We start from the raw sequence: 26,026 nt of genomic DNA, 5'->3' as shown, positions 1-26,026 counted from the left end.
AATGGAGAGAAGACGGATCATAGAGAGAGTGTCGGTTGGAAACAGGTAGTCTATGAGACGACCTCGAAACCATTCAAATTACTTGCTCATCTGCACCGGTGCTGGTGGTGGCGGTGGGGGAGCCTTGGAGGCGCAGGAGACGAGACCACCGGCGATGACCGATGCTGCGAGAGCGAGGAGGGCGTATTTCATAGTGTGTTATGTAACGTGTTTGTTTGAATGCTACAGCATCCACAAGTGAGACTGAGCGTGGCGAGGCTAACGACAATTCCAGTATTTGCAACGGGCCAAATCGCAATGTTCTGCGTGGTAGATTCGCAGGAGTGAGAGATCTTCCATTAAGCCAGGAGATCTTTCACCACATGACCGTGTACATCGGTAAGGCGGTAGTTACGCCCCTGGAAACGATAAGTGAAGCGCTCATGGTCAAAGCCCAGCAGGTGCATCACCGTGGCCTGGAAGTCATGAACGTGGACTTTTTTCTCCGCCACGCTGAAGCCCAGTTCATCCGTACTGCCATAGTCAAAGCCGGACTTTACTCCACCACCTGCCATGAAAAGGGTAAAACAATCGGGGTAATGATCCCTCCCTAGCACCTTGCTAGCAGCGGTGCGGCCCTCGCGGAAAGGGGTGCGGCCAAATTCACCGCCCCAGATGATGAGGGTATCCTCCAGCAGCCCCCGTTGTTTCAGGTCTTTGATCAGTGCGGCCACGGGCTTGTCCGTCTCGGCCATTTTTTTCGTTAGACCATCGGTGATGCCAGAGGCCTCTGAGGTGCCATGAAAGTCCCAGCCCCAGTCAAAGAGCTGTACAAAGCGCACGCCTTTTTCCACCAAGCGGCGGGCGAGCAGGCAGTTATTCGCAAAGCTGGCTTCCCCGGGCTTGGCCCCATAGTCCTCGATGACTTTGGCAGGCTCTTTGGAGATATCCATCACCTCCGGCACACTCATCTGCATGCGGTAAGCCAGCTCGTATTGGGCGATGCGCGTCACCGTCTCTGCATGGCCCAGTTCTGCGGCCTGCTGTTCATTCAGATCCTTCAGAGCATCCAGCGTGCGGCGGCGCAGGTTCCGGTTCATGCCCGCTGGGTCAGAGGCATACAAGACAGGATCACCTTTGCTGCGGCATTGCACCCCTTGAAAGACGGAAGGGATGAAGCCACTGCCCCACAGGCCCTGGCCGCCACTGGGCTGAGTGCCGCTGGAGATGAGGGTGACGAAGCCGGGTAGATCCTGGTTTTCCGTGCCCAGTCCGTAAGTGGCCCAGGAGCCCAGAGAAGGCCGTCCCTGACGGGTATGCCCGGTGAATAACAGAAGCTCCGCAGGGGCATGATTAAACTGGTCCGTGTGCATGGACCGCACCATGGTAATCTCATCGGCGATGGTGTGGAAGTTCGGGCAGGCATCGCTCATCCACATGCCTGCTTTGCCATACTGTTTAAAGGTTCGAGGTGTGCCCATCAGCTTTGGCACGCCGGTGGTGAAGGCAAAGGTACGACCTTTGAGGATGGAGTCTGGGCAGTTCTGCCCATCGTGTTTCACCAGCTCCGGTTTGTAATCGAAAAGGTCCAGGTGCGGGGGCGCGCCAGACATGTGCAGGTAGATCACCCGCTTGGCTTTGGCCGCGTGGTGCGTCACCCTCGGGGCCATGGGGTTCTCTGTTCCAGGCATGGCTTTACCTTGGCCTTGCAGGGCCTGAAGAGCGATGGCCCCCAGGCTAAACTGGCCCGCCCCACTCAGGAAGGTGCGGCGTGTGGTGAATTCGAGGCTGTCGTGGCGGACGGGGTTCATGGGCACAGTCAGGGCAAAGTTATCTCCGCATCACAAATTCATCCAGGTTCATCACCACGTTGGCCACAGTGGTCCAGGCGGCTAGTTCAGCGATGTCTGCGTCTTTGGGCGCTGGGCCTAGGGGATCAGTCGCCATTTTTACAGCTTCTTGCGGCTGCGCGCGGTAGTCGGTCAGCGCCTCGTCATGCAGCTTTTGCAGGGTGGCCCGTTCGTGGTCAGTGGGAGTGCGGGCCACGCAGAGTTGGTAAAGGTGGCCGATCTTGTCTTCCACGTTCATCAGTCTGCGGGCCATGGCTTGATGCGTCTCGATAAAGACGGGGTCATTGAGCGTGACAAAGGCCTGGAGTGGGGTGTTCGTGCGACCCCGGCGGATGGTGCATACTTCGCGGTTAGGCGCATCGAAGGTGCTAAAACTGGGGTAAGGGCTGTTGCGCCGCATCTCTGTGTAGAGGCTGCGACGGTGCTTGTCTTCACCTTCACTCAGCGTCCAGTCATTGCTGCGACCAAAGGCTGTGGTGAGGCCCATGTTTGGTGCCAGAGGGCGCACTGAGGGGCCGCCCATTTTATGACTCAGCAGTCCGCCGACGGCCAGGGCCTGATCGCGCAGCAATTCACCCGTCGCGCGGAAGCGCGGCCCACGAGCCAGGAGGCGATTTTCAGGATCGCGCTCATTGAGCTCAGCCGTGCTGCGGGAGTCTTGGCGGTAGGCCTGCGTGGTCACCATCAAGCGTAGCAAGTGCTTCATATCCCAGCCGCTATCCATGAACTCCGCCGCTAGCCAGTCCAGCAGTTCTGGATGAAAGGGTAACTCCCCCTGACTGCCAAATTCCTCGCTGGTGCGCACGATGCCGATGCCGAACAAACTTTCCCACAGGCGATTCACGGTCACACGTGCGGTTAGGGGATTTTCCCGGTTCACCAGCCAGCGTGCCAGCGTGAGCCGGTTCCGTGGAGCTTCTGCGGGCAGTGGGGGGAAAACGGCGGGGGTGCCTTCCTGTACTTCTTCGCCCAGTGCCTGCCAGTTACCACGGAGTTGAATGTGGGTCTTCCGGCGTTCTTTGTTAGGCAAGTCCATCATCACCGGCACCGTGACGGGCTTCGTGCGGCTGAGTTCCTTGTTCAGAAAATTCAATCGCGCACGCTCGGCCTTGGCTTCGGGCGCGACAAAGCGGGTGTAATAAGTTTGCAGGGTCTTTTGCTGCTCTGGGTTCCGTTTCGCGGCGGCTAGGGCCTCGGTGACCTTCTTGTCTTTGATGGCCGGTTTGCTCGTCAGCCATGTTTCGTAACCCTTCAGCCAAGTCTCGGGATTTTTAGCGAACTGAGCTTCCAAACCAACGGCTTCTTGCTGCCACTGCTGGCGTTGTTTCTTCACTTCCGCAGGAAGAATTTCGTGAAAGGGGGCTTCGTCTTTCTTATCAGCATCCGCACTCTGATTCAGGAAGGCGTAGGCCTGGAAGTATTCCTTGTGGGTGAGAGGGTCATACTTGTGCGTGTGGCACTGCGCACAGGCCATGGTGGTGCCCATCCACACGGCAAAGGTGGTATTGACTCGATCTACCACAGCAGCGATGCGGAATTCCTCATCGCTGGTACCACCTTCGTTTTGGGTCATGGTATTGCGATGGAAAGCCGTGGCGATAAGTTGATTGTCCGTCGGGTCGGGCAGCAGATCCCCAGCAATTTGTTCGATGGTGAATTGGTCGAACGGCAGGTTTTGATTCAGTGCCCGAACGACCCAATCTCGAAAGGCCCAGATCTCGCGCGGTTGATCGCTGGGGTAACCGGAACTGTCAGCGTAGCGGGCTAGATCCAGCCACTGCCTGGCCCAGTGTTCACCAAACGCGGGTTTGGCCAGGAAATGATCCACCATCCTTTCATACGGGGCTTTTTGAAAAGCCTGCAGTTCCTCCAGCGTGGGCGGCAGTCCTGTCAAATCCAAGGCCACCCGGCGAATCAGTGTCGAGGCATCGGCAGAGGCTTGGAAAGCCAGTTTGTCCTCATGAAGCCGTTTCAGTAGAAACGCATCAATCGGTTGGGTGTCTTTTATCCGAGGGACGGGTGGCCTAACCACTTTTTCGTAACTCCAGTGGCCGCCCCATTTGGCACCTTCCTGGATCCATTGTTTCAGCAGCGCCACCTGGGCCGGCGGAATGACCTTGTGCTGCTTTGGCGGCGGCATCACTTCATCCTTGTCGGTGGAGAGGATGCGCTGCAGCAGAGCGCTTTGAGCGGGATTTCCTGGCACCACGGCTCGTACGCCGTCATGATCAGCCTTAGCTGCCGCTTCATCATCCAGCCGCAGCCCGGCCTCACGCTTTGCCTCATCGGGACCATGGCAGAAAAAGCAGTTCTCGGAGAGTATGGGGCGGATCTGCCGAGAAAAATCCACCGCAGCCAGCTTCCCAGTGAGCAGGGGCGAAAACAGACAAAGAAATGGGAAAAGCCGCGACATGGAATCAGGGCTAGATACGCGGCTCAGCCGTGTATCTTCCCAGGGCTGCGAGGATAGTCCATTGGTAGAGCAGAGACTTGCTAAGTTCTGTTAGCTGAGTCCTAGACGGGAGCTCGGGCTGCACTCAGCAAGCCCTCCCAGGTGATCTGCAGCCTGGATCACTCCAAGCCAGGGGGTTTTTCAGAGACCTTGCGGCCTCCAGGGCTTTTCGGCGCGACTGGAGGTTTGGTGGGGTCAAAGTATTCGCCGCCATGGATCTCGGCTTCGCCTTTGCCATTCAGCGCCATCTGGGGCCGATCTCCATTTTGCTCACGGTAGTAGGAGCGCTTTTTCAAGGAACCATCTGGAGCCACGATGCAGTGTGCATAGATGTGTGGCTGAGCCAGGAAGAGCGCATGGAGTTTGTTTTCGCGATCCAGGGTGATCTGTGGATCATGCGCCATACTGATGGGGCCCAGGCGGTAGGTCTGGAGGCGCAGCTTCGTCTTGTCATCAATCAGGCGGAAATAAAGGGAAGTGTTATCCATATCCGTGAACAAAATCACGGCATAACGGCGGGCTTCGCCAGCGCCTTTGTAGCCTTCAGGAACACCGAAGGCTTGTTCCCACATCGGTTTGTTATCGGTGATGTTAAAACGCACACGGGCACTCGCGTAAAATTGTCCTGATGGGGTGTGTGCCACACGTGCTGTTAGGCCGTAGTTGCCGATTTCAGTGGGTGAGTAGGCATCCGTCACCGTGATTTTTTTCTGGATGGTGCCACCGGCGGGAATCTGCACCAGCTCTACCCCAGAGACTTCAATAGGTGCCAGGGGGCGGCCACTGCTATCCGTCATTTCAAAGGACATCCACACGGCACGACCAGGCCCACCCAGCACGACATCGGCACCAGAGCGATTCGTGATTGTGACGGAGGCAGGGATAGCTTCCAGCACCATATAATTGGTTCGGGGTAAGGTCAGCCCGACCTGGAACTGGGCCTGCGCGGTGAGCGCGAGCAAAAAGAAAAAGAGGGGGGTGAGATAGCGCATGACTGATTGAAAGCGGAAAATGGAGGAACAGAAAACTCTAAAATGCGCTCCAGCCCTCAAAGAACGGCTTCCCGGTCACTTTTTCGGGGCAGGGGTGAGATCGCTGGCCGTGCGGAAGCCACGGGCCAGGGTGGACTCTGAAGCTGATTCAGCAAAAAAGCGGGTGGTTAAAAGATCGTTGCTGCCTTTGAGCGCGAAGTGCCCACCGCGTACCACAGGTACACGCAGGTCTGGGTAATCCGGGTGGGCGGGCCAGAGTTCGCCCGTGCGTTCACTGGCGGTCCATTCGGAGACATTACCTGCTAAGTCGCAGATGCCATAGGGACTAACATCGCCAGATTTGCGGTCAGCCGGTGCCCAGAGATTGTAGCCGTCCTTACCACCGCCTTTACCATTGGCGTCGTAGTCATCTCCCAGATTGGCTAGGGTTTTGTCCGCTTTATTGCCCCAGGGAAACAGCAGGCCCTTTTCACCGCGCGCGGCTTTTTCCCATTCTTCTTCGGTGGGCAGGCGCTGGCCTTTCCATTTGGCATAAGCGTACGCATCCCACCAGTCCACCTGCGTTACAGGGGTGTTCAGGCTCAGGGGTTGACCATTGAAGGTGGCCCCAGCTTTGGCGGCTGCATAGGTTTCCGCCCATTTGGCAGGCGTGTGGCCAGTCTTGGTCTTCGGCTGGTCGGGGTGGTCAAAGGTGGTCGTGGGAGAGTCTTCCAGCGCCTTCACAAATTCACCGTATTGGCCGATGGTGACTTCGTGTTTGCTGATCTGGTAAGCCGGGAGGTTGCGGGATTCCTTCTTCTGATAAATAAAATTTCCGGCAGGAATAGTCACCATTTCCTCCTTGAGCAAAGGTGTCGTGGTGGGCGTAGCGGTGCCCACCAGATTGCCCAGACCAAAAACGGCTGCTAGGGCCGCTGCTGCCAGAGCCCAGGCCCACCAGGGGGTAGGGCGCTTGCTAGCAGAGGCACCCTCTTCGGCCTCGATCCGGCGCATGATGCTGCGTTCCCGCATGGCATCGCGAACGTCGTCCAAAGCTTCCAACAAACCATTCCAGTCATGCCCGGCGTCTGCCAAGGTCGCGAGCAGCCCGCGGGCTTTGCCTTCACTGGCGAGCGGCTGCACGAGGTCTAAAAGTGCCGCCACTTCTTCCACGGCCACACGTGGCCGGCTGCCTGCTGGGCGGAAGATGTTCACGATGCTGGCTTGGTTCTCGGCATCCAGGTAAATATCCCGCGCATACAGGCGGCGATGGTGGTTGCCACGCTCCACGGCATACTGCATGGCCTCGGCGACGCCAAAGAGCAGCTCGGCGATTTTCCGCTCAGAGAGATGCTCCCCAGCGGCTTCCATTTCCTCAAGGTTGCGGCCTCGCGGCAGTTCACGGGTATAAAAAATCAGTCCATTGACGGCACCGGCTTCATAAAGCGGCGCGATTCGAGGATGCGAGATGGAGGCTTTCAGCCGTTCGCGTTCTTTGAATCCCTGAATCGCATCGGGTTGGCTCAGTAAGTCAGGCCGCAGTAGCACCAGGGCCACGGGCCGCTGGACCGTGACCTGGATGGCGCGGTAGGTTTCAGATTCTGTTTCCTGTGTCAGGCGGTCCTGCACTTGGTAATTGCCAAGCATGGTGCCAGGGGCCAGGAAGGGGGGCAATTCCACACAGCACGGAGGTGTTGGGGCCGTGAGTGCTGCCTGCGCTTTCAGCAAAAGCTTTTCCGCGCTGTAAGGCGCATCCAGCAGCACGGGCCAGCCGGCGATCTGGGATTCAAATCCGGTCAGGTCATAGCGCGTGGTGAAGAGCACCTTGGCTTTGGGAAACCGAGTCAGCGCGCTGTCACGCAGATTAAAACCCGTGTCGCCACTGGCAGCAGGAATGGCTTCGGTAATCAGCAGGTCTAACTCAGCCGCTCGGCCGAGCCAGGAGCGCCCTTCGGTGACGGTGGCCACGCTGTGGACGGTCCAGCCAGGTGGTTGTCGGAGGGCTTCAGTTCGGGGGCCGCGAGTGTCGGCATTGGCATCGAGAAAAAGGATCGTCATCGTATCGGGGGGCAGGGCCGTCAGTTCGTCAACGGCGGGAGCAGCGGGTTCACACCACCGGGGACGGTCTGGGGCGTGCGTGAACCAAAGTCCAGGAGGTCGCGCGGTTCTGCGGCCACGTCCTGGAGTTTGTGCTGGTAGTAGAGCCGGACGACGTAGCCGTGGTAAGAACGGCGGCCGTGGGCGGCAATTTCTCCCGGAGTGAGTGCCGGCAGGAAATAGGTTACATCAAGAGGTTCTTCACCGATGCCGCTCCAGTCCACAGGCGCAGCGGCCCAGGCAGAGACAGGTTCATCGGCGATGGTTTGGGCGATTTTTTCGCCATTCACACGGTCAAAAAAGTACACGTCAATGTCCACCTGGCTGGGGTCCACATTGCCATTGCCCTGACGTAAGATGGGGATGCGTAGCACCACCTTTTCACCATTGGTGGAGGCAGGATCACGGGCGGTTAGGCAGGCTCCCAGGGAAAGCATTTTCCCACCCTCACCGCCCGTCAGGGCCGAAAAAGCTGTGCTGGCTGGGGAGGTAGCAGCGGCTGCAGGTGTGCTGAGGCGGCGTTTCGCCAGGTCGCGAAAGCCCGCTGCACGTGCGGGATCCATGCTTTCCAGTTGTCTCCATAGAGCTGCGGCTTTGTCTCCCAGCCCCATGGTTTCATAACATTGAGCCGTCTCCGACATCACCTCCGGGCTCGCCGGATATTGGAGATCCGCGCGTCGGAGGACTTCGAGGGCACCTTGCATGTCACCTAGCCCACGCACTTGTTTGGCCAAGTCGATCATTTCTTCCAAGGACATGTTCGCTGCGGGATCTGCCGAGGGCATTTTAGCAGCGGGTGCAGGCGTAGGAGTCGGCAGTTTAGCCGTGGCGGCCACTGGTGCTGGGGCTTGGGACGCTGGGGCTACTGCAGGTGCTGGCGGGGTGGTCGGCTGCGTGGCGGGTCTCACTGCCGGAGGAGTGCCTGTCGGCGGGGCAAAGGAGCCAATCGCCGGCGGTGAAAAACTAGGTGCCGCAGGTGCCGGGGCCGCCACAGGTGGGAGGGCGGGGACGATCTGCCCAACGGCCGGGGGGCTGAAGCTGATGGTGGGCCGCACCGGGGTCAGCGGCGTTTCAGAAGGATTCACCCCAGGAGAAGAGCCCGGTTTGGCCGTAATTTCAGGCCTTCGTGAGGCGTCCCAGACGACTTTGGTGACTAAAACGACCTGCACACTCGCGAGTAGGCAGAGAACTCCGAGGGCCGTCGCACTGGCACGGCCCCGGTCAGCGTTGAGAATGGAAGGGGCTTGAGCCATGCCGATTGCCGCAGGAAATTCGTATGGTACGTTCCGCGCTCTCAAGTGTCAATGCTCCAGCCCTTTTCCACCGATTCTCCACCCGAAAAAGGAAGATTGTGGACACATGTGACCATTCCCTTGGGCAGCCCAGCGGAAATCGGGCGTCTTTTGGCCCCAGAACCCGGCTTTATTTGGCTGGATAGCGCCGTGGCGGGTCCGAGTGCGGTCTCTCTGCTCACGGCTTGGCCAGATCGCCTGCTTGAGGGGACTCTCGCCCAGGACTGGACTGCGGTGGAAGAAGCCCTGGATGAAGGAACCGCAGCTGCTCACAGCGGCGGTTTGTTCGGTTGGGTGGGGTATGATGGGCAATTTGTGTTGGGCCTTTATCCACATGCGCTGCTGTATGACCACGCGCAGGGAGAATGGTTCGAATGTGGTGATTTTACTCAGAAATTAAGTTCGATCCCCTCTCATCCCCAAGAATCTCCCGCCCTCACATTGCCGCGGCAGCCCTTTGCGCCCTTGGTCTCTCGTGAAAATTTTTTGGCCCAGGTTCGTCGGGCGCAGGAGTACATCATCGCTGGGGACATCTATCAGGTGAATATTTCCCAGCCCTGGCGTGCTGAATGGCCCGTGGGCACCCCGTTTTTTCCTTTTTACGAACGTCTGCGCCGGGTTTCCCCAGCGCCCCATGCGGCCTGTATGAATTTGGGAGAGACCACCCTTCTTTCCGCCTCGCCTGAACTGTTTCTCAAACTTTCTGGCCGCACTATCGCGACGCATCCCATCAAAGGCACCCGCCCACGCTTTCCCACAGATCCTGCCCGTGACGACGCCTCTGCCCGTGAGTTGTTAGCCAGCGACAAGGAGCGAGCGGAGCTCCTCATGATTACGGATCTGGAGCGCAATGACCTCGGCCAGGTGTGTGAGTTTGGCAGCGTGAAGGTGCCAGATCTTTGGCGGGTGGAAAGTTTCGCCCAGGTGTATCACCTCGTCTCCACCGTCACGGGCACGCTGCGGTCTGGCATCAGTCATGCGGCGGCTTTTCGGGCCTGTTTCCCTGGAGGGAGCATCACCGGTGCGCCGAAAAAACGCGCTTCCGAGATCATTGCAGAGCTGGAGCCCTACCCCCGTGGCCCCTACACGGGGGCGGTGGGTTACTTTGGTTTCGATGGCGAAAGCCAGTGGAATATCGTCATCCGTACGGCCGTGCAAAAAGGCGGGGAGATTACCTTTCATGCGGGATCTGGCATCGTCGCAGACAGCATCCCTGAAAAGGAATGGGAAGAGACGCTGCATAAAGCCTCCGGCATTTTGGCCGCCTGGGCCGCTGAAGATTGAGGCTCGATGTAATATCGTGCAAAAGGCAGCCTCTGGCCTTTTTCATCGCTGCAATCGGCATGGGAAAGTCGCCGCCGATATGAATGGCTAAGGATGCTAAAGCGTTGATGTTCAGCGCTTTGGGTGTGCCGAACATCACGGGGCATGAGTCTAGCTAAAGGGAAAGTAGTCGCCGTCCACTCGGATGGCCCATTTCTCAACTTAACCATTCCACCCTTATGAAACGCACTCTGCAAATCCTCTGCCTAGCTGTGGCCGCCCTCGGACTGTCCAGCTGCACCACCTATGTCGAAGAGACTGGCTACGTTGCTGCACGTCCTGGTTATGTCGCTGGGTATGGTTATCGCACCGCTCCACGCCATCACCACGGCCCATACTATGGCAGCAGCCGCTATTATGACGGCCGCACGGTAGCCTACCGCGGCCCTTCTCGTTATCGTTCCAGCTATCGCGACTATGATGGCCGCCGGGATTATGACCGCCGTCGTAGTGTCCCTTATCGCTCCACCAGCGTGAGCACCCGAGTTCGCGGCGATGTGACCCTGTTCCGCTAAAAACCCTCTCTCTTTTGCATCAACCTAACCTTCTTCACTCCCATGAAATCCATCGTCTATCTGACCCTCTCCGCTATGCTGGCCTTCGCCTTCCCTAGTTGCACGACCAACGTCAATGCGGGGGGCGGAGCCAGCGTCAAGCATGGTAAGGCCAAGCACTCCCACCACCAAAGCAAGACTGGAGTGAAAGCCAATGTCGGCGCTTCCCTGGGCTTGTAACATGGATCTTTTAAAACCCTTCTGTGCGGGTGGAGCTTCTCCATCCGCACTTTTTGTTAGGAGTCAGGCCATCGTATGGCGTTGACGAAATTGTCGAGGTGTCATGCCTGTGCGTTTGCGAAAGTGCTGGGTGAAGGCGCTTTGATCGCAAAACCCATGATCCAAGGCGATCTCGGCGATGGAGCTCCCCGTCTGAGTCAAGGCCTCCGCAGCGGCTTGGATCCGCAGTCGTAGAATAAGCTCATGAGGAGTGCTGCCCAGCGTCTCGCGCAGTTTTCGGTGGAGCTGTCGTTCAGAAAGATTCACCGCTTTGGCCAGATCGGAGGCTGTTAGGCTTTCGGAAAGGTGTGTTTGGATGTAGGCCACCGCTGCCGCCACCTCGCGGACAGCGTGTTGTGCACCCTTTTCTTCACAGCGGCGGCTCAGCCCCATGATGCCAATGATGGTCCCATCTTTACCCGTGATGGGCAGCTTGGTAGTCATGAACCAATTCAGTGCTCGCTGCTCATCCAGCCATAACTCCAGCCGGTTCACCACAGGCTTACCTGTGAGGATGATTTCTTGGTCATCTTGGCGGAAAGCCAGTGCCACATCTGGTGGGAAGAAGGCATCGTCTGTCGCTCCGATGAGCTCTTTCTCATGCTTTAAGCCCAGACGTTCCAACTTGGCGGCATTCGCGGCGATGAGACGGCCTTCGGCGTCTTTGACGAAAAAGAAGACCCCAGGGAGATGATCCAACATGGTCCGCAGAATCTGTGGATCCAACATGAGAGAAAAAAACTCGGTTTGAAGACTGGAGATCATGGCAGGGATTTAACAAAAGATGGCGCTCACTCACAAGACGCCACCCGTTCTCCTCTGCTATTCTTCGACCATGCGCACGCAGCTTCTTTCCTTTCTCTGCCTCACGTCCCTTCTCTCAGCGGCGGAGGTGGACCTTGTCGTTTATGGCGGCACCCCAGCGGGCATCAGCGCAGGCATTACCGCCGCGCGCGAAGGGGCCAAAGTGGTCATTATCGAACCGACCCAGTGGATCGGGGGGCTTGTCACGGGCGGGCTGTGCCGTACGGACGTGGGGCGGGAACAGACCATCGGAGGTTTCCCACGTGAGTTCTTCAGCCGCGCCGCCGCCGCACAACCCGGCACCAGCATGTGGTATGCGGAGCCGAAGACGAATCTGGCCACCTTCAAAACCATGCTTGAAGAAGCGGGCGTGGAAGTGGTCACCGCGCAGTCCTTGAAATCCATCACGAAGGAGGGCCCGCGCATCACCCGTCTCACCACCAGTGCGGGTACGACTTATCAGGGGAAGATGTTTGTGGATGCCAGTTATGAGGGCGACCTCATGGCCGCTGCCAAGGTGAGTTACATCGTTGGCCGGGAAAGTCAGGCGCATTATGGGGAATCGCTCGCAGGTTATTACCCCATGCCCATCCGCCCGCGCACGGTGGAGGTGATGGAGAGTGATTGCCCCAGCATCGGCGGCACAGGGCCCAGTTACATTCATGGCACCCCTGCTGGGATCTCAGGGCTGGATGCTGCAGGCAAACCTATCTTTGGGGTCTATGCCGCACCGCAGCTCCAGCCGGGCAGTGCAGATCACCGCACCCAGGCTTACAACTTCCGCATCTGCGTCACTCAGCGACCCGACCTGAAAGTGCCGTTTCCCAAACCCGCGACTTATGACCCAGCCAAATACGAGCTGCTGCTGCGTCTCATTCGGGCTTTTCCAGGCGTGCGCTTTGGCCGCTTGTTTCATCTCGGGGGTGTGGCTAACGACAAGTATGACCTGAATGCCCAGGGCCTGTTTTCCACCGATTATCCAGGTGCCAATACGGCCTATCCGGAAGGAGATGCGGCCACGCGTGCGCAGATCTGGCAGGATCATGTGGACTTCATTCAGGGCATGCTCTGGTTTCTAGGTCATGATGAACGCGTTCCGCAGAGCTTGCGAGATCAGTGCAACTCCTGGGGACTCTGCAAAGACGAATTTGCCGACAATCAATACTGGCCCTACGCCCTCTACGTCCGTGAAGGTCGTCGCATGATCGGTGAGTACGTCATGGTGCAAAAGGATCTGCAAAACGACATTTTTAAAGAGGACTCTGTGGGTATGGGTTCCTTCGTTATTGATTGTCACATCGTGCAACGCATCCTCGCGGAGGACGGCACGGTGAGGGATGAAGGCAGTTTTCCAGATGCCCCCGCTTTGCCTTATCAGATCGCTTATCGCAGCCTGACACCGAAGCTCACGGAGTGTGAAAACCTGCTCGTTCCCGTCTGCCTTTCCGCCAGTCACATCGCGTATTGTTCCCTGCGCATGGAGCCCGTGTACATGGCTCTGGGGCAGGCCTCAGGCTTGGCAGCAGTGATGGCGATGCAGAACAAAACTTCGGTGCAGGCCATTGATACGAAAGCGCTGAAACAGAAGCTGCTGGATCAAAAAGCGGTTTTGGAACTGGCGGAGCTCGCCACCATGGCTCGTTCCTCGAAACTGCCTGGACTCGTCATGGATGACCAAGATGCCGAGCGTGTGGGCCACTGGCAGGGTAGCACCTACGGGAGCACGTTGGATGGCTCCAGCCGCCATGATGAAAACCTGGAGAAAGGCAGCAAGAGTGTCATTTACCGTCTCAAAGTCCCCGCCACGGGGCGCTATGAAGTGCGTGTCTCTTACGCTTCCGCTCCCAATCGTGCCAGCAATGTACCCGTCAGCATTGCCCATGCAAAAGGCAGCACCCAGGTGCTCGTGAACCAGAAAAAAGTCCCCCCGGTGGATAAGCTCTTCATCAGTCTGGGCACCTTTTCATTTAAAGCAGATCAGGATGCCGTGATCACCATCAGCACTCAGGCCACGGATGGCATCGTGGGCGCAGATGCCGTGCAGTTGCTCCCGCAATAAATCCGCAGAGTCAGGAGAGGACTGGTCTCATGAAGAGACCAAAAGAAGTTCGTGTTTTTAAGGGTGCGATTGGCGTTGGTATCCGCGTGATCATGAAAGCGCTGCTCTCCTCCGCCCTTCTCCTGTCTCCTCTGCTGCTTTCAGCAGCCAGCCCCACAAAGCCTCTGAACATCGGCTCTCGGTGGGAGCTTTTCATGGATTCGCTCCTGCTGACCCAGGTCAAGGGGGTGACCCTGAAACTGCATGAACCTGTGCGCCGGGAAGTGGTGCTGGTGACGGATCAGCCCTGGGAAGGACCCACGTGTGCATACTTTTCCGCCATTCAAGATGGGAAGAAAGTGCGGCTCTATTATCGGGGCTCTGCTGGCGGTTCAGATCACTCAGCGGACCAAGTGACATGCGTGGTAGAAAGTGAAGATGGCATTCATTTCAGCCGTCCTAAGTTGGGACTGATTGAAGCTGGCGGCACCAAGGAGAACAATGTCATTTGGCGCGGCGTGGAGTCGCACAACTTCGCGGTCTTTCTCGATAGCAACCCTGCCGCCAAACCGATGGAACGTTACAAAGCCTTGGGTGGGGTAAAAGAGCCTGGGAAAAATTGGATGACGGGGGAAACCCCTGGCGGTCTTTATGCGTTTGCTTCAGCGGATGGTTTGAAGTGGAATAAAATGCGGCCAGAAACGGTGATGACCAAGGGGGCTTTCGATTCTCAAAACATTGCTTTTTGGGACGAGCCTAACCAACGATACACCAGTTACACGCGCATCTTTACGAATAAGATCCGTGACATTCAAAGCAGCCCCTCCACGGACTTTTTGACTTGGGGGGAGCCTACCTTGAACCGTTATGAGGCAGAAGTTCCGCGTGAGCATTTTTATACCTCCGCCACCATCCCTTGCCCCACCGCTCCTCACCTGTATCTTGCTTTCCCAAAACGCTACATGCCTGGCCGCAAAAAGATCGCCACACACGCACTGCCTGGAGTTTCAGACACGGTGTTCATGACCAGTCGTGATGGGGTGAATTGGGATCGCACTTTTTTAGAGGCGTGGCTACGTCCAGGCCCGGACCCGCTGAACTGGACCGACCGAAACAACATGGTCGCCTCGGGCATCGTCGAAACGGGGCCCGGTGAGTGGTCTCTTTACGCCAGCGAGCACTATCGTTATCCAGATCACAGGATGCGTCGCCTCAGTCTTCGCAAGCAGGGTTTTGCCTCCGTGCACGCCGATGTCAAAGGCGGTGAATTTGTGACACCTCCGCTCATTTTTACAGGCAAAAAATTGCTGCTCAACTACTCCACTTCAGGCACAGGCCGTGTGCAGATCGAGGTGCAGGATGAGGCGGGGAAAGCCATTCCAGGATTCGCCTTGGCTGAGATGCCAGAGCTTTATGGCGATGAATTTGAAGCCGAGGTGACATGGAAGAAGGGCTCCGATCTTGGCCTTCTCCAAGGCAAAGCCGTACGCCTCCGCATCTCGATGAAGGATGCCGATCTCTATGCCCTGCGTTTCGCTCCTTGAGGCTTGACGGAATGCTCCTGTCCTGAACAATCGCTCCTGGAATCCCTGCTGCCAAAAGCGGGTCTGATTTGATCCACTCTTCCATGAAACTACGCCCCTCCCGTATCCTGCGCGAACTGCGTGCAGGTGAGTCCTCCACGATTCTTAAACTGAATCTCATTGATCCGCGCATCATCGAATTGGCTGGTTTAGCTGGGGCCTCGGCAGTGTGGCTTTGCAATGAACATGTGCCCAACGATTGGTTGAATCTGGAACACCAGATCCGTGCTGCCAAGCTGTATGACATGGACACCATCGTGCGGGTGAATAAGGGCGGTTACAGTGAGTATGTGAAGCCCTTTGAGTGCGATGCAACTGGCATCATGGTGCCTCACATCACCAGTGCTGAAGAGGCACGGCAAGTGGTGGACATGGTGCGCTGTCGGCCGGTGGGTAGCAAAGCGCTGGATGGGGGAAACATGGATGGACTCTTTTGTCAGGTGTCGCTGAGTGAATACGTTCACCACTGCAATACTGAAAAGTTAGTTATTCTACAAATCGAGTCTCCCGAAGCTCTGGAGCAGGTGGAGGAGATTGCCGCTGTGCCGGGGTATGATGCGCTGCTGTTCGGAGCGGGGGATTTCAGCCACCGCGTGGGTTTGTTAGGCCAGGCCACCCACCCGCAAGTCGTCGCTGCCCGCAAGCGGGTGGCAGCGGCGGCATTGAAACATGGCAAGCATGTCGCCGTGGCCTCGCTCTTTGGTCAAAAGGAGGAGGTCATCGCCGAAGGCACCCGCATCTTCACGCTAGGGGCGGATGTGATCGAGCTTGGCAACGCTATGCGCAAGATGGTGACAGATTTCCACGGGGCGGCAGGGCGCGGTGAGACGGACTCGGTTTACGCTTCCAAATAACGGCCATGCTTTCTTCCTTTTCTCTCCAAGGTAAAACCATCCTGCTCACTGGGGCTGCGGGTCTTTTTGGCCGTGGCTTGGCCACTGCTCTGGCTGAAGCCGGGGCCACACTCATCATCGCCTCCCGCAGCGCGGAAAATCTACAGGCCGTGGCCACTGCGGAAATCGCGCGTGGGCACCGGGTGCACGCGGAGGCTTTTGATCAGGGAGATGAAGACTCTATCTTAGCCCTGCGCAGCCGCATTGAATCTCGCTTTGGTCCCCTCCATGGGCTGGTGAATAACTCCGTGCTGCGTCCGATGAAAGGCACACTGGGCAATGTGAGTCAGTGGGAAGACTCCATGCGGGTGAATGCCACGGGGCTGATGCTGATGCATCGCCATTTTGGCAGCACCATGGCTGAAGCGGGGCGCGGCAGCATCGTCAATATCGGCAGCATCCAGGGCATGATCGGCCCCAGCTATGAGCTCTATGCGGGAACCAGCATGGGTGACATGCCCCCCGATTACTTTTTTCACAAAGGCGGCATGCTGAATCTCACGCGCTTTTATGCGGCGCTTTATGGACCGAAAAACGTGCGGGTGAACTGCCTGGCACCAGGTGGGTTTTACAACAATCAGCCCGAGTTGTTTGTGCAGCGTTACAGCGAGCACACGATGCTGAATCGCATGGCGGATGACGATGATCTGGGTGGAGCTGTCGTCTTCCTGCTCAGTGAAGCTTCACGCTACATCACCGGGGTGAATCTGCCGGTGGATGGGGGTTACACCGCGAAGTGATCACCGCTCACGAAACACCGAAGGATCATCGGCTTTGCGACGTTCATGCTTACCCATGAAATGGTTCTTTCTTCCTCTTTTCAGTCTTACGCTCACCGCGGCCGAGCCGTTAAAGCTACCTCTGTGGCCTGAAGGCGCACCTGGAGAGATGAAAGCCCCCTCTGCCGCCACGGCGGAGTTCATTCAGAAGCGGGCGGGCAAGAGCACGGTGACGAACGTCACCTCCCCTACGATCACGGTTTACCAGCCAGATAAACCGAATGGTACGAGCGTCATCGTAGCTCCAGGTGGGGCCTATGCGTTTCTTTCCGCTGTGCATGAAGGCACGCAGGTCTGTGAATGGCTGAATACCCTGGGAGTCACGGGCGTGCTGCTGACTTACCGCACCCCCACGCGGGATGAAACACCTCCCCATGAGAAGCCGGTGCAGGATGCTCAAAAGGCCCTGGAGATCATCCGTCAACACGCCACTGAGTGGAAGCTGAACCCCAAACGTGTGGGCCTCCTCGGCTTTAGCGCGGGGGGCAATCTGTTGGGCCATCTGGCCTGTGATCGCGATTCCAAGACGAATGCTCAGCGCCCAGATTTTGGCATCATGATCTACGGCGGCGGTTTCCTAGATCCTGCGGATCCCTTCAAGCTGAATCCTGCTTTCACGGTGCCTGCCGATGCGCCGCCCATGTTCCTCGCCTGTGCCAGTGACGATGGCAATAACCCGGTAGCTGCCACCCTGCTTTACCTGGAGTATAAAAAGCAAAAACGCTCTGCCGAACTGCACCTCTTTTCCGCCGGCGGTCATGGCTTTGGCATGAGGGATAACAAACAGCCTATCAACGCCTGGCCCGCCCGTTGTGCTGAATGGATGGGCAGCATGGGCTGGTTGCCGTGATGTATCCGGAGGTGTGAACCCTTACTCCTCAGGGGGAAACAACCCCTGACTGTCTAAGAGGCTCGATTCGCCTTCACCGCCACCGCTTCGATCTCATACCGCAACGAAGGCGGCAGGCAGTTCGTGATCGTGGTGCGGGCGGGGAAGGGAGCGCTGAAGTATTCGCGATACAGTTGGTTAAACGTGGCCACGTCTTCTGCATCGCGCACGTAGTTGCGGGTCTGCACCACGTGGGCCAGGTCACTGCCTGCCGCTTCCAGCACCTTGCGCAGGTTTTCCACCGAACGGCGAAATTCGCCCTCAAAGCTGTCGCTGACAATTTTCCCCGTTTCATCCACGGAGGCTTGGCCAGAAACGAAGATCAGGTCCCCCACCACCACGCTGGGGCTGAAGGGCAGGTGCGAGGTGGGTGTATCGGGATTCTGCGGGTAGGAGACCAGGGGATGATTCATGGCGGGACGATCCGTGGCTGGGCTTTCCACGATTGACAGAGGCTCAGAGCAGCTTTTTACGCTTGAACCACCAGATGGGCAGCAGGGCGGAAATCACCAGCACGCAGATGACGGCTGGGTAGGCCCAGGGCAGCTTCAGCTCAGGCATGTGCTCAAAGTTCATGCCATACAGGCTGGCGATGAGCGTCGGCGGCATGAACAACACGCTGGCGATGGTGAAGATCTTGATGATTTGGTTCTGCTGGATGTTGATGAGGCCCAGGGTGGACTCGAGGAGAAAGGTCATCTCCTGCTGCTGTTGGTTGGTGTAGTCATCCAGAGACTTCACGTCGCGCATCACGCTGCGGAACTGGGCCGCGAGGTCGCTGCGCATCCAGGTCGCGGCATTGTTTAAAAAGAACTGCAGCATGCGGTTCACACTCACGAGGCTTTCACGCAGATTCGCGACTAGGGCACTGCGGCGGCCCAGGGTGCGGACGACGTCTCCCAGGTCTTTTTCCACAGCGGCATTCGCCTTATTTGGATCCAGGCTGAAGACCTCACGACCAATCTTTTTCAGGTCGGATTCCACGGCCTGCAGCGCATCGGCGATGCGGGCCACGATGAGTTCACACAGGGTCAAAAACACGGCATCGCTGCTCATGGGGCAGGAACACTGGCGGCGGACCTGCTCCACCATGACCCGGAAAGCCATGGGATCTGCGTAACGGACTGTCGTCAGGCAGTCGGGAGCCAGCACAAAGGTGATGGCGGTGGTGTCAGGATCGGGCGTGTCCAGTCCTACGGGAATCCACGCCGTCATGTACAGGGCACCGTGCTCTGTGTAGAGTCGGCTGGATTCCTCGATCTCCTGCATCTCTTCCCGGGTCGGGAGGCCGTGCTCCAGCCAGCTTTCCGCCTCCAGTTCCTCCGCACGGGAAGGATTCAGGAGGTCTAAGTACACCAGATTGTCCGGGAAGGGACGTACCTTCTCGTCCTGCCAATCGAAGAGCTGACCTTGCTGGGTGATGAGTCGAACCATGATGGGGGGCGCAAACAGTAGCGGCAGAGTGAGGAACCGCCAAGGAAAAGGCGCGGAAGATGTCAACTTGTCACGAAAGCACCAGAAACAAGGGCGGGCCTGGATGAAGGTTGAAGACTGCCCCTCGTCTCGCGTAGAAAGAAACCTCTGCATGATCCTCTCTCCAGCCTGGTACCACATCGAAAATGAGGCCGAAATCGCCTCGCCTGCCCTGCTGCTCTACCGTGAGCGCATTGAGTATAATCTCCAACTCATGCTGGAGATCGCTGGTGGGCCTGAACGCCTGCGACCGCATGTGAAGACCCACAAGCTGCAGCCGCTGATCCAGCGCCAGGTAAAGTTGGGCATCACAAAGTTTAAAGCCGCCACCATCGCGGAGGCGGAAATGTGTGCAGCCGGGGGCGGTACCGATGTATTGCTGGCCATGCCTTGCGTGGGGCCGAATGGCCATCGCCTGGCCCTGCTGGCCGTAAAGTTTCCTGAAGTGAAGTTTTCCGCCATCGCGGATGACGAGGCCTCGCTGCGCACGCTCGCGGCTGCGGCCCAGCAGCACGGTGTGACGCTAGGCGTTTACCTGGAGCTAGATTGCGGCATGGGCCGCACTGGCATCATCCCTGGAGAGGCGGCGGCTTTCCTCGTGCATGTGATCAAAGACACCCCGAGACTGCTTTTCCGCGGCCTTCATGCCTATGATGGGCACATCCATGATGCAGATCTCGAGACCCGCCGCAGCCGCTGTGAGGCGGCTTATGCGCCCGTGTTGGAATTTCGCAAGCGTCTGGAGGGGGAGGGCGTGCCCGTGGGGGAATTGGTCGCCGGCGGCTCCCCCACCTTCGGCATCCACGCACCTTTGCTGGATCGCACGCTTTCCCCAGGCACCACGGTGCTGTGGGACTTTGGGTATGGGGACAAACACCCTGATTTACCTTTTTTGCCTGCCGCTGTTTTGCTCGCCCGGGTGATCAGCAAACCAGGCACGAATCGCCTGACTCTGGACCTCGGTCACAAATCCGTGGCCCCAGAAAACCCGCATCCGCGTGTCCGGTTCGAGGAACTGCCTGAGGCGGAGGTGCTGATGCAAAGTGAGGAGCACCTGGTGCTGCAAACCGACCGTGCGCACGAGTTCCAGATCGGCCAGGCTCTGCATGGCATCCCGCGCCACATCTGCCCCACCGTTTCCATGCACGGGGAAGCCGTAGTCGTGGAGGGGAAATCCGCCACCCAGCGCTGGCCCATCACCGCGCGCAATCGGCGCATCTCGGTGTGAGGGGGACGTCGTTTGGCTTTCGTTAGCAATCAAATCCTGAGCGTCTAAAACGCGTTCCCTCGCCCCAGGAACTGGGGAGAGGCCCAGGTGAGGGGTGGTCGCAGCACGCGAAACATCGTCCGCAAAGTGTGCCCAGGTTCTTAAGCCTTCACCTCTCAAAGAAAAAGGAGACCGCCTTTGGAGCTCTGATCTCCAAGAGCAATCCTCTCCTGAACACCTCATTCGCCAAACCAACAAAAACGGGCCGGAAGTTTCCTTCCGGCCCGTCGTTGGGGGTTTGGGTTTTTTATCGTAAGGTCTGTCTTCGCAAGCTCCCGGTATGCGAGGACAGATCTCTCAAGACAAAAAAGTGTTTTTGAAGAGCGACCTGCCATGACAGACAGGCCACCCCCCTTATGAGTTCAAAAAGAACTCATTTATTCCATTACATCATGCCGCCGTGGTCATGAGCGTGGCCGCCATCGGCCTTCTCTTCCTTCGGAATGTCGGCGATGAGGCACTCTGTGGTCAGAAGCAGGCCGGAGATGGAGGCAGCGTTCTGGAGAGCGCTACGAGTCACCTTGGCTGGGTCAACGACACCCGCCTTGATAAGGTCGGTGTATTCACCTGTGGCCACGTTGTAACCTTCGTTGCCTTTGCCCTTCTTGACTTCAGCGACGATGAGTGCGCCTTCGACGCCAGCATTGGCTGCCAATTGACGAAGAGGAGCCTCGATGGCGCGAGCCACGATCTCAGCACCGGTCTTCTCGTCACCCGTGAGGCCGAGGTCGCCGATGGCGGCCTGAGCGCGGATGAGTGCGACACCACCGCCAGGAACAATGCCTTCTTCCACCGCAGCGCGGGTGGCGTGAAGGGCGTCTTCCACACGGGCTTTCTTTTCCTTCATCTCGGTTTCGGTAGCAGCACCGACGTTGATGACGGCCACACCGCCGGCCAGCTTGGCAAGACGCTCCTGGAGCTTCTCACGGTCGTAATCGCTGGTGGTTTCTTCGATCTGGCGCTTGATCTGGCTGACGCGGCCGGAGATGGCCTCGCTGCCGCCTTCACCTTCGACGATGACGGTGGACTCTTTGCCGATCGTGATGCGCTTAGCCTGGCCCAGGTCAGAAAGCTCGATGTTTTCAAGCTTGATGCCGAGGTCTTCGGTGATGCAGCGACCACCGGTGAGGATGGCGATGTCTTCCAGCATGGCCTTGCGGCGGTCGCCGAAGCCAGGAGCTTTGACGGCCACGATGTTGAGCGTGCCACGGAGCTTGTTGACGACGAGAGTCGCCAGGGCTTCGCCTTCCACGTCTTCAGCGATGATGAGGAGAGGCTTGCCGGAGCGAGCGACTTTCTCAAGCAGAGGAAGCATGTCTTTCAGGCTGCTGATCTTCTTCTCGTGGATGAGGATGAAGGCGGACTCAAGGTTCGCTTCCATGGACTCAGCGTCCGTGACGAAGTAAGGGGACAGGTAGCCTTTGTCGAACTGCATGCCTTCGACAACGTCGAGGGTGGTTTCGATGGACTTGGCTTCTTCGACGGTGATCGTGCCTTCCTTGCCCACTTTGTCCATAGCTTCGGCGATGATGTTGCCGATCGCGGTGTCCCAGTTGGCAGACACGGTCGCGACCTGGGCCACTTCCTTGCTGTCCTTCACGGGGGTGCTGATTTCTTTCAGCTTGGCCACGATGGCTTCGGTCGCCTTAAGGATACCGCGCTGAAGGGAGGTTGGGTTAGCACCAGCGGTCACGTTGCGGAGACCTTCGGAGTAGATGGCTTCAGCCAGGACCGTAGCGGTCGTGGTGCCGTCACCAGCGATGTCGGAGGTCTTGGAGGAGACTTCCTTGATGAGCTGGGCGCCCATGTTTTCATACGGATCAGGAAGCTCGATTTCCTTGGCCACGGTCACACCGTCTTTGGTGATCGTTGGGGAACCGAATTTCTTTTCAAGGATGACGTTACGGCCTGCAGGGCCAAGGGTAGCCTTGACGGCACGAGCCAGTTTGGTGACGCCGCGCAGGAGGGCCTGACGTGCGGATTCGTCGAAGTGGAGTTGTTTTGCCATAGTAAGTTAGCGTGTGAGGTGTGGTTTGTGAATGTGTAAGTCAGGGACGGCCATCAGAAGCACGCCCAGTGGACTTAGGCGATGATGCCCAGGATGTCGGTTTCGTTGACGATGAGGAGGTCTTCGCCGTTCACTTTGACTTCGGTGCCGCCGTATTTGGAGATGAGGACCTTGTCGCCAGCCTTCACCGTGAAGAGTGTGCTGACGTCTTTGCCTTCGTCGTCCTTGCCAGTGCCAAGGGCGAGCACTTCAGCTTCCTGTGGCTTTTCTTTGGCGGTGTCTGGAAGGAAGATTCCACCGGCGGTTTTTTCTTCGCTGATGGAGCGCTTGAGGAGGACGCGACGTCCAAGCGGGGTGATTGCGGTAGCCATAGTTGGTCTATTTTCTGCTAGCGGTTTACTTGTTCTGGTTTGGTTTGTTCATCTGCCCGGCTTGCAGTCACGCATGCGATGTGTGGCGGCCAGCCGGGCGGAAAATTGTTGGGGGGAGAGGAAGTCGGAGCGGAGCGGGATTTATTTCGCTGGAGGCTGGTTTTCTTTGATGGCGATGCCATTGCTGGCGCGATCTTTGCCGCCGTAACTCAGTTCAGGGGCAGCCTCGCCGATTTCCTCGACCAGGAAGCTGACAATGCGCTTGGGATCCTTCGAAAGGACGGCCTGCAGCATGCGGGACTTCTGGTCGCGGTTGTAGTTTTTGGTGTCGAGATCTAGACCGACAGAGCCGGGGGTGCCTTCCAGCCCCTTCATCTTGGCGGCCAGCTCCACGGTGGAGTTGATCTGGTTTTGCAGACCTTTGTCCTGGCCGAGTTTCGTGAGGGCCACTTTCAGGCTCTCATTCACTTCGGGCAGATTCAGGAGATCTGCGGCAGGTTTATTCGGGTACTTGTCCAAGATGGACTCAGCCTCATCGGCCAGTGCCTCGTTTTCTTCTGCTGCGGCTTTCTTGGGATCTTCAGCGAGGGCTTGCGACAGCTCGGCCTCGATCTTGGTATCGGAAACCACCGCTGCTTTAGGAGTGGGTGCCAGCACCGGGGCTTGGGCAGTTTCCTTTTTGCCACAAGAAATGAGAAGCGCGATGCCTACCACAGCCACAGCAGCGCGTGCCGATGCGAGATCGGTCGGGCTTTCCTGGGAGGGCTGGCGTTGGGCCAACCCTCTTGGGGAGTCGCTGTGCTGGCAACCTTGCGGTTGCGATGTCATCACGCTTCGCATGCTTTTTTGGAAGGCGATTACTTATCTTTGTCCACGACTTCGAAGTCGGCGTCCACGACCTTGCCTTTGTCCTGGGACTTAGGTTCGGAGGCAGAGGCGCCTGCGTCGGCGGCTCCGGCCATGCCGCCCATGTCGGGCATACCGCCAGGGGCACCGGTGGCACCAGCCTGGGCAGCGGCCTGGTAGGCAGCGGCGAAGAGTTTTTCCAGTTCTTCGGTCTGGGCCTTCATCTTGTCGGTGTCACCGGCTTCGACAGCAGACTTCAGCGCGGCCACCTTGTCGGTGATCGGGGTGAGCTGGTCGGCTGGGACTTTGCCTTCCCATTCTTTCAGCGTCTTCTCGATCTCGAAGGTCAGGCCTTCCGCCTTGTTCTTCACTTCCACGGCTTCTTTGCGCTTCAGGTCTTCCTCGGCGTGCTCTTCAGCATCGCGTTTGGCTTTTTCGATCTCGTCCTGGCTGAGGCCGGAGCTGCCCTGGATGGAGATGCGCTGTTCCTTGCCCGTGGTTTTTTCCTTGGCGGAGACGTGAAGGATGCCGTTGGCGTCAATGTCGAAGGTGACTTCGATCTGGGGTTGGCCACGTGGCAGCGGCGGGATGCCGTCGAGCTTGAAGGTACCCAGCGTCTTGTTGTCGCGGGACATCGGGCGCTCACCCTGAAGGATGACGATTTCCACACCCGGCTGGTTGTCAGCGTAGGTAGAGAACACCTGGCTGTGCTTTTTCGGGATGGTCGTGTTACGTGGGATCATCGGGGTGGCCACACCGCCTGCGGTCTCGATGGAGAGCGTCAGCGGGGTCACATCGAGGAGGAGCACGTCCTTGACGTCGCCTTTCAGCACGCCGCCCTGGATGGCAGCACCGATGGCCACCACTTCGTCTGGGTTCACGCCCTGGTGAGGGTCTTTGCCAGCCAATTTCTTGGCGGTTTCCACCACTTTCGGCATGCGGGTCATCCCGCCCACGAGGACGAGTTCGTCGATCTTACTGGCGTCCAGCTTGGCAGCAGCCAGGCACTCTTTCACGGGCTTGATGGTGCGCTCGAACAGGTTGTCTGTGAGCTGCTCCATCTTGGCGCGGGTGAGGGTCTTCATGATGTGCTTTGGCCCAGTGGCGTCGGCAGTGATGAAGGGCAGGTTCAGATCGTAGCTCTGGCTGGAGCTAAGGGCGATCTTGGCCTTTTCAGCTTCTTCCTTGATGCGCTGAAGCGCGTCAGGCTGGCCGCTGAGGTCAATGCCGCTGTCGGTTTTGAATTCGTTGACGATCCAGGTGATCAGAGTGTTGTCCCAGTCGTCACCGCCCAGGTGGGTGTCGCCATCGGTGGCCAGCACTTCGAAGACGCCGTCGCCGATTTCCAGCACGGAGATGTCGAAGGTACCACCGCCCAGGTCATACACGGCGACTTTTTCGTCGGACTTGCTGTCCAGGCCGTAAGCGAGGGCGGCAGCGGTCGGCTCATTGATGATGCGGCGGACGTTCAGGCCGGCGATTTCGCCTGCGGCCTTGGTGGCGTTACGCTGGCTGTCATTGAAGTAAGCAGGGACGGTGATCACGGCTTCCGTGATGGCTTCGCCGAGTTTGGCTTCAGCATCAGCCTTCAGCTTGGCCAGGATCATGGCGCTGACTTCCTGGGGGGAGTAGGTTTTGGTTTCGCCACCCACTTCCACCTGCACGTGGGCATCGCCATTGGCGGCGGCCACTATCTTGTAAGGCATGCGCTTGTCGGCCTCAGTGAGTTCAGCGAACTTGCGGCCCATGAGGCGCTTCACGGAGAAAACGGTGTTGCGGGGGTTCGTCACGGCCTGGCGCTTGGCAGCCTGACCGACGACACGTTCGCCGCTCTTGGTGAAAGCGACGACGGAAGGCGTGGTGCGTGCGCCTTCAGAGTTTTCCAGCACCGTGGCCTTGCCACCGTCGAGGACGGCCATGCAAGAGTTGGTGGTGCCGAGGTCAATGCCGAGGATTTTGCTCATGATGTATGGTTAGGAGAAAGATTGAAACTTGGGAAAACAGGTTGGTATTACTGGTTTCTACTTGGCTAGAGACGTGCCAGCTTGGTTTGATAAAGTGTAAACCGTTGATTATCATTGGATTAAGGAAATTGGGCTAATGCACGGCAGATGTTCTGTGTGGGCTAAAAGTGCCATTTATGGCACAACTGCGCTGGCACTTGGCACTTTAGTGTGGCGCATGTGGCACTTTGGATGCCCGAGAACGCTGCGTGATGCCGATGCCTGCTAAAAAACGGGGGTATTGATCCAGCGAGGTACCGTGTGGGGGCAGCACGAGGAACTTCGTTCGAGAAGGGGTGCACATTAGCCAAAAGCGAGACCTCTGTCTTTCACCC

At 58.0% G+C, this 26,026-nt stretch carries 21 protein-coding genes; 9 read left to right on the top strand and 12 right to left on the bottom strand.

Annotated elements, in window-relative coordinates; translation table 11 throughout:
* Positions 1-338: 338 nt before the first annotated feature.
* The 5 genes from HNQ64_RS03535 to HNQ64_RS03515 form a co-directional block, all read right to left on the bottom strand.
* Complete coding sequence (locus HNQ64_RS03535; RefSeq protein WP_184205423.1) at positions 339-1,790, bottom strand: DUF1501 domain-containing protein; 1,452 nt, start codon at positions 1,788-1,790, stop codon at positions 339-341.
* Between the two features lie 19 nt (positions 1,791-1,809).
* Positions 1,810-4,242 (bottom strand): PSD1 and planctomycete cytochrome C domain-containing protein, encoded by a 2,433-nt coding sequence (locus tag HNQ64_RS03530; protein WP_184205421.1) that lies wholly within the window; start codon positions 4,240-4,242, stop codon positions 1,810-1,812.
* Between the two features lie 158 nt (positions 4,243-4,400).
* Entirely contained in the window at positions 4,401-5,273 is an 873-nt protein-coding gene (locus HNQ64_RS03525) for a hypothetical protein (RefSeq protein WP_184205419.1), read from the bottom strand.
* Between the two features lie 75 nt (positions 5,274-5,348).
* Positions 5,349-7,310: an SUMF1/EgtB/PvdO family nonheme iron enzyme gene (locus HNQ64_RS03520; RefSeq protein WP_184205417.1), complete on the bottom strand. Its 1,962-nt coding sequence runs from the start codon at positions 7,308-7,310 to the stop codon at positions 5,349-5,351.
* A gap of 20 nt (positions 7,311-7,330) precedes the next feature.
* A complete protein-coding gene (locus HNQ64_RS03515; protein WP_184205409.1) occupies positions 7,331-8,602 on the bottom strand; it encodes a tetratricopeptide repeat protein in 1,272 nt (423 codons plus the stop codon).
* A gap of 108 nt (positions 8,603-8,710) precedes the next feature.
* Between HNQ64_RS03515 and HNQ64_RS03510 the strand changes: the two genes are divergently transcribed.
* The 3 genes from HNQ64_RS03510 to HNQ64_RS03500 all read left to right on the top strand — a co-directional run bounded on the left by HNQ64_RS03510 (position 8,711) and on the right by HNQ64_RS03500 (position 10,698).
* Positions 8,711-9,925 carry a chorismate-binding protein gene (locus HNQ64_RS03510; RefSeq protein WP_184205407.1) on the top strand — a complete coding sequence of 405 codons (1,215 nt, stop codon included), beginning with the start codon at positions 8,711-8,713 and terminating at the stop codon, positions 9,923-9,925.
* Positions 9,926-10,143: 218 nt separating this feature from the next.
* Complete coding sequence (locus HNQ64_RS03505; RefSeq protein ID WP_184205405.1) at positions 10,144-10,479, top strand: hypothetical protein; 336 nt, start codon at positions 10,144-10,146, stop codon at positions 10,477-10,479.
* 42 nt (positions 10,480-10,521) lie between these two features.
* Positions 10,522-10,698 (top strand): hypothetical protein, encoded by a 177-nt coding sequence (locus HNQ64_RS03500; protein ID WP_184205403.1) that lies wholly within the window; start codon positions 10,522-10,524, stop codon positions 10,696-10,698.
* A 63-nt stretch (positions 10,699-10,761) separates the two neighbouring features.
* On the opposite strand, the gene HNQ64_RS03495 is transcribed toward HNQ64_RS03500, so the two are convergent.
* Positions 10,762-11,502 carry an AraC family transcriptional regulator gene (locus HNQ64_RS03495; RefSeq protein ID WP_221305317.1) on the bottom strand — a complete coding sequence of 247 codons (741 nt, stop codon included), beginning with the start codon at positions 11,500-11,502 and terminating at the stop codon, positions 10,762-10,764.
* Positions 11,503-11,572: 70 nt separating this feature from the next.
* Here HNQ64_RS03495 and HNQ64_RS03490 point away from each other — a divergent pair, with 70 nt between their 5' ends.
* From HNQ64_RS03490 to HNQ64_RS03470, 5 genes are all read left to right on the top strand, one after another.
* On the top strand, positions 11,573-13,600 hold the full coding sequence (locus HNQ64_RS03490; RefSeq protein WP_184206141.1) for an FAD-dependent oxidoreductase: 2,028 nt from the start codon (positions 11,573-11,575) through the stop codon (positions 13,598-13,600).
* Positions 13,601-13,692: 92 nt separating this feature from the next.
* Positions 13,693-15,123 (top strand): hypothetical protein, encoded by a 1,431-nt coding sequence (locus HNQ64_RS03485; protein WP_184205401.1) that lies wholly within the window; start codon positions 13,693-13,695, stop codon positions 15,121-15,123.
* A gap of 83 nt (positions 15,124-15,206) precedes the next feature.
* On the top strand, positions 15,207-16,016 hold the full coding sequence (locus HNQ64_RS03480) for an HpcH/HpaI aldolase family protein (RefSeq protein WP_184205399.1): 810 nt from the start codon (positions 15,207-15,209) through the stop codon (positions 16,014-16,016).
* Between the two features lie 5 nt (positions 16,017-16,021).
* Positions 16,022-16,795, top strand: a complete 774-nt coding sequence (locus HNQ64_RS03475; protein ID WP_184205397.1) for an SDR family oxidoreductase — start codon at positions 16,022-16,024, stop codon at positions 16,793-16,795.
* A gap of 55 nt (positions 16,796-16,850) precedes the next feature.
* The gene (locus HNQ64_RS03470) at positions 16,851-17,684 is read left to right on the top strand and encodes an alpha/beta hydrolase (protein ID WP_184205395.1); all 834 of its coding nucleotides are present in this window, start codon (positions 16,851-16,853) and stop codon (positions 17,682-17,684) included.
* A gap of 53 nt (positions 17,685-17,737) precedes the next feature.
* Here HNQ64_RS03470 and HNQ64_RS03465 read toward each other — a convergent pair whose 3' ends face one another.
* Both HNQ64_RS03465 and HNQ64_RS03460 read right to left on the bottom strand, forming a co-directional pair.
* On the bottom strand, positions 17,738-18,136 hold the full coding sequence (locus tag HNQ64_RS03465) for a RidA family protein (protein ID WP_184205393.1): 399 nt from the start codon (positions 18,134-18,136) through the stop codon (positions 17,738-17,740).
* Positions 18,137-18,179: 43 nt separating this feature from the next.
* A complete protein-coding gene (locus tag HNQ64_RS03460; RefSeq protein ID WP_184205391.1) occupies positions 18,180-19,157 on the bottom strand; it encodes a magnesium transporter CorA family protein in 978 nt (325 codons plus the stop codon).
* Between the two features lie 151 nt (positions 19,158-19,308).
* On the opposite strand from HNQ64_RS03460, the gene HNQ64_RS03455 reads away from it, so the two are divergent.
* The gene (locus HNQ64_RS03455; protein ID WP_184205389.1) at positions 19,309-20,424 is read left to right on the top strand and encodes a D-TA family PLP-dependent enzyme; all 1,116 of its coding nucleotides are present in this window, start codon (positions 19,309-19,311) and stop codon (positions 20,422-20,424) included.
* A gap of 424 nt (positions 20,425-20,848) precedes the next feature.
* Here HNQ64_RS03455 and groL read toward each other — a convergent pair whose 3' ends face one another.
* From groL to dnaK, 4 genes are all read right to left on the bottom strand, one after another.
* A complete protein-coding gene (groL, locus tag HNQ64_RS03450; RefSeq protein WP_184205387.1) occupies positions 20,849-22,471 on the bottom strand; it encodes a chaperonin GroEL in 1,623 nt (540 codons plus the stop codon).
* 74 nt (positions 22,472-22,545) lie between these two features.
* Positions 22,546-22,842: a co-chaperone GroES gene (locus tag HNQ64_RS03445; RefSeq protein ID WP_133795214.1), complete on the bottom strand. Its 297-nt coding sequence runs from the start codon at positions 22,840-22,842 to the stop codon at positions 22,546-22,548.
* Between the two features lie 141 nt (positions 22,843-22,983).
* Entirely contained in the window at positions 22,984-23,670 is a 687-nt protein-coding gene (locus HNQ64_RS03440) for a hypothetical protein (protein WP_221305316.1), read from the bottom strand.
* Positions 23,671-23,699: 29 nt separating this feature from the next.
* Positions 23,700-25,652 carry a molecular chaperone DnaK gene (dnaK, locus tag HNQ64_RS03435; RefSeq protein WP_184205385.1) on the bottom strand — a complete coding sequence of 651 codons (1,953 nt, stop codon included), beginning with the start codon at positions 25,650-25,652 and terminating at the stop codon, positions 23,700-23,702.
* Positions 25,653-26,026 lie beyond the last annotated feature (374 nt).

This window comes from Prosthecobacter dejongeii, assembly GCF_014203045.1.
Classification (GTDB): domain Bacteria; phylum Verrucomicrobiota; class Verrucomicrobiia; order Verrucomicrobiales; family Verrucomicrobiaceae; genus Prosthecobacter; species Prosthecobacter dejongeii.
Note: the sequence above shows the minus strand (reverse complement) of the source record. Positions and strands in the feature narration are given on the sequence as shown.

What these genes read in the sequence shown, in the direction of transcription:
- HNQ64_RS03535 (WP_184205423.1), bottom strand. Translation starts at nt 1,790, where the DNA reads ATGAACCCCGTCCGCCACGACAGCCTCGAATTCACCACACGCCGCACC.
- HNQ64_RS03530 (WP_184205421.1), bottom strand. Translation starts at nt 4,242, where the DNA reads ATGTCGCGGCTTTTCCCATTTCTTTGTCTGTTTTCGCCCCTGCTCACT.
- HNQ64_RS03525 (WP_184205419.1), bottom strand. Translation starts at nt 5,273, where the DNA reads ATGCGCTATCTCACCCCCCTCTTTTTCTTTTTGCTCGCGCTCACCGCG.
- HNQ64_RS03520 (WP_184205417.1), bottom strand. Translation starts at nt 7,310, where the DNA reads ATGACGATCCTTTTTCTCGATGCCAATGCCGACACTCGCGGCCCCCGA.
- HNQ64_RS03515 (WP_184205409.1), bottom strand. Translation starts at nt 8,602, where the DNA reads ATGGCTCAAGCCCCTTCCATTCTCAACGCTGACCGGGGCCGTGCCAGT.
- HNQ64_RS03505 (WP_184205405.1), top strand. Translation starts at nt 10,144, where the DNA reads ATGAAACGCACTCTGCAAATCCTCTGCCTAGCTGTGGCCGCCCTCGGA.
- HNQ64_RS03500 (WP_184205403.1), top strand. Translation starts at nt 10,522, where the DNA reads ATGAAATCCATCGTCTATCTGACCCTCTCCGCTATGCTGGCCTTCGCC.
- HNQ64_RS03495 (WP_221305317.1), bottom strand. Translation starts at nt 11,502, where the DNA reads ATGATCTCCAGTCTTCAAACCGAGTTTTTTTCTCTCATGTTGGATCCA.
- HNQ64_RS03490 (WP_184206141.1), top strand. Translation starts at nt 11,573, where the DNA reads ATGCGCACGCAGCTTCTTTCCTTTCTCTGCCTCACGTCCCTTCTCTCA.
- HNQ64_RS03485 (WP_184205401.1), top strand. Translation starts at nt 13,693, where the DNA reads ATGAAAGCGCTGCTCTCCTCCGCCCTTCTCCTGTCTCCTCTGCTGCTT.
- HNQ64_RS03480 (WP_184205399.1), top strand. Translation starts at nt 15,207, where the DNA reads ATGAAACTACGCCCCTCCCGTATCCTGCGCGAACTGCGTGCAGGTGAG.
- HNQ64_RS03475 (WP_184205397.1), top strand. Translation starts at nt 16,022, where the DNA reads ATGCTTTCTTCCTTTTCTCTCCAAGGTAAAACCATCCTGCTCACTGGG.
- HNQ64_RS03470 (WP_184205395.1), top strand. Translation starts at nt 16,851, where the DNA reads ATGAAATGGTTCTTTCTTCCTCTTTTCAGTCTTACGCTCACCGCGGCC.
- HNQ64_RS03465 (WP_184205393.1), bottom strand. Translation starts at nt 18,136, where the DNA reads ATGAATCATCCCCTGGTCTCCTACCCGCAGAATCCCGATACACCCACC.
- HNQ64_RS03460 (WP_184205391.1), bottom strand. Translation starts at nt 19,157, where the DNA reads ATGGTTCGACTCATCACCCAGCAAGGTCAGCTCTTCGATTGGCAGGAC.
- HNQ64_RS03455 (WP_184205389.1), top strand. Translation starts at nt 19,309, where the DNA reads ATGATCCTCTCTCCAGCCTGGTACCACATCGAAAATGAGGCCGAAATC.
- groL (WP_184205387.1), bottom strand. Translation starts at nt 22,471, where the DNA reads ATGGCAAAACAACTCCACTTCGACGAATCCGCACGTCAGGCCCTCCTG.
- HNQ64_RS03445 (WP_133795214.1), bottom strand. Translation starts at nt 22,842, where the DNA reads ATGGCTACCGCAATCACCCCGCTTGGACGTCGCGTCCTCCTCAAGCGC.
- HNQ64_RS03440 (WP_221305316.1), bottom strand. Translation starts at nt 23,670, where the DNA reads ATGACATCGCAACCGCAAGGTTGCCAGCACAGCGACTCCCCAAGAGGG.
- dnaK (WP_184205385.1), bottom strand. Translation starts at nt 25,652, where the DNA reads ATGAGCAAAATCCTCGGCATTGACCTCGGCACCACCAACTCTTGCATG.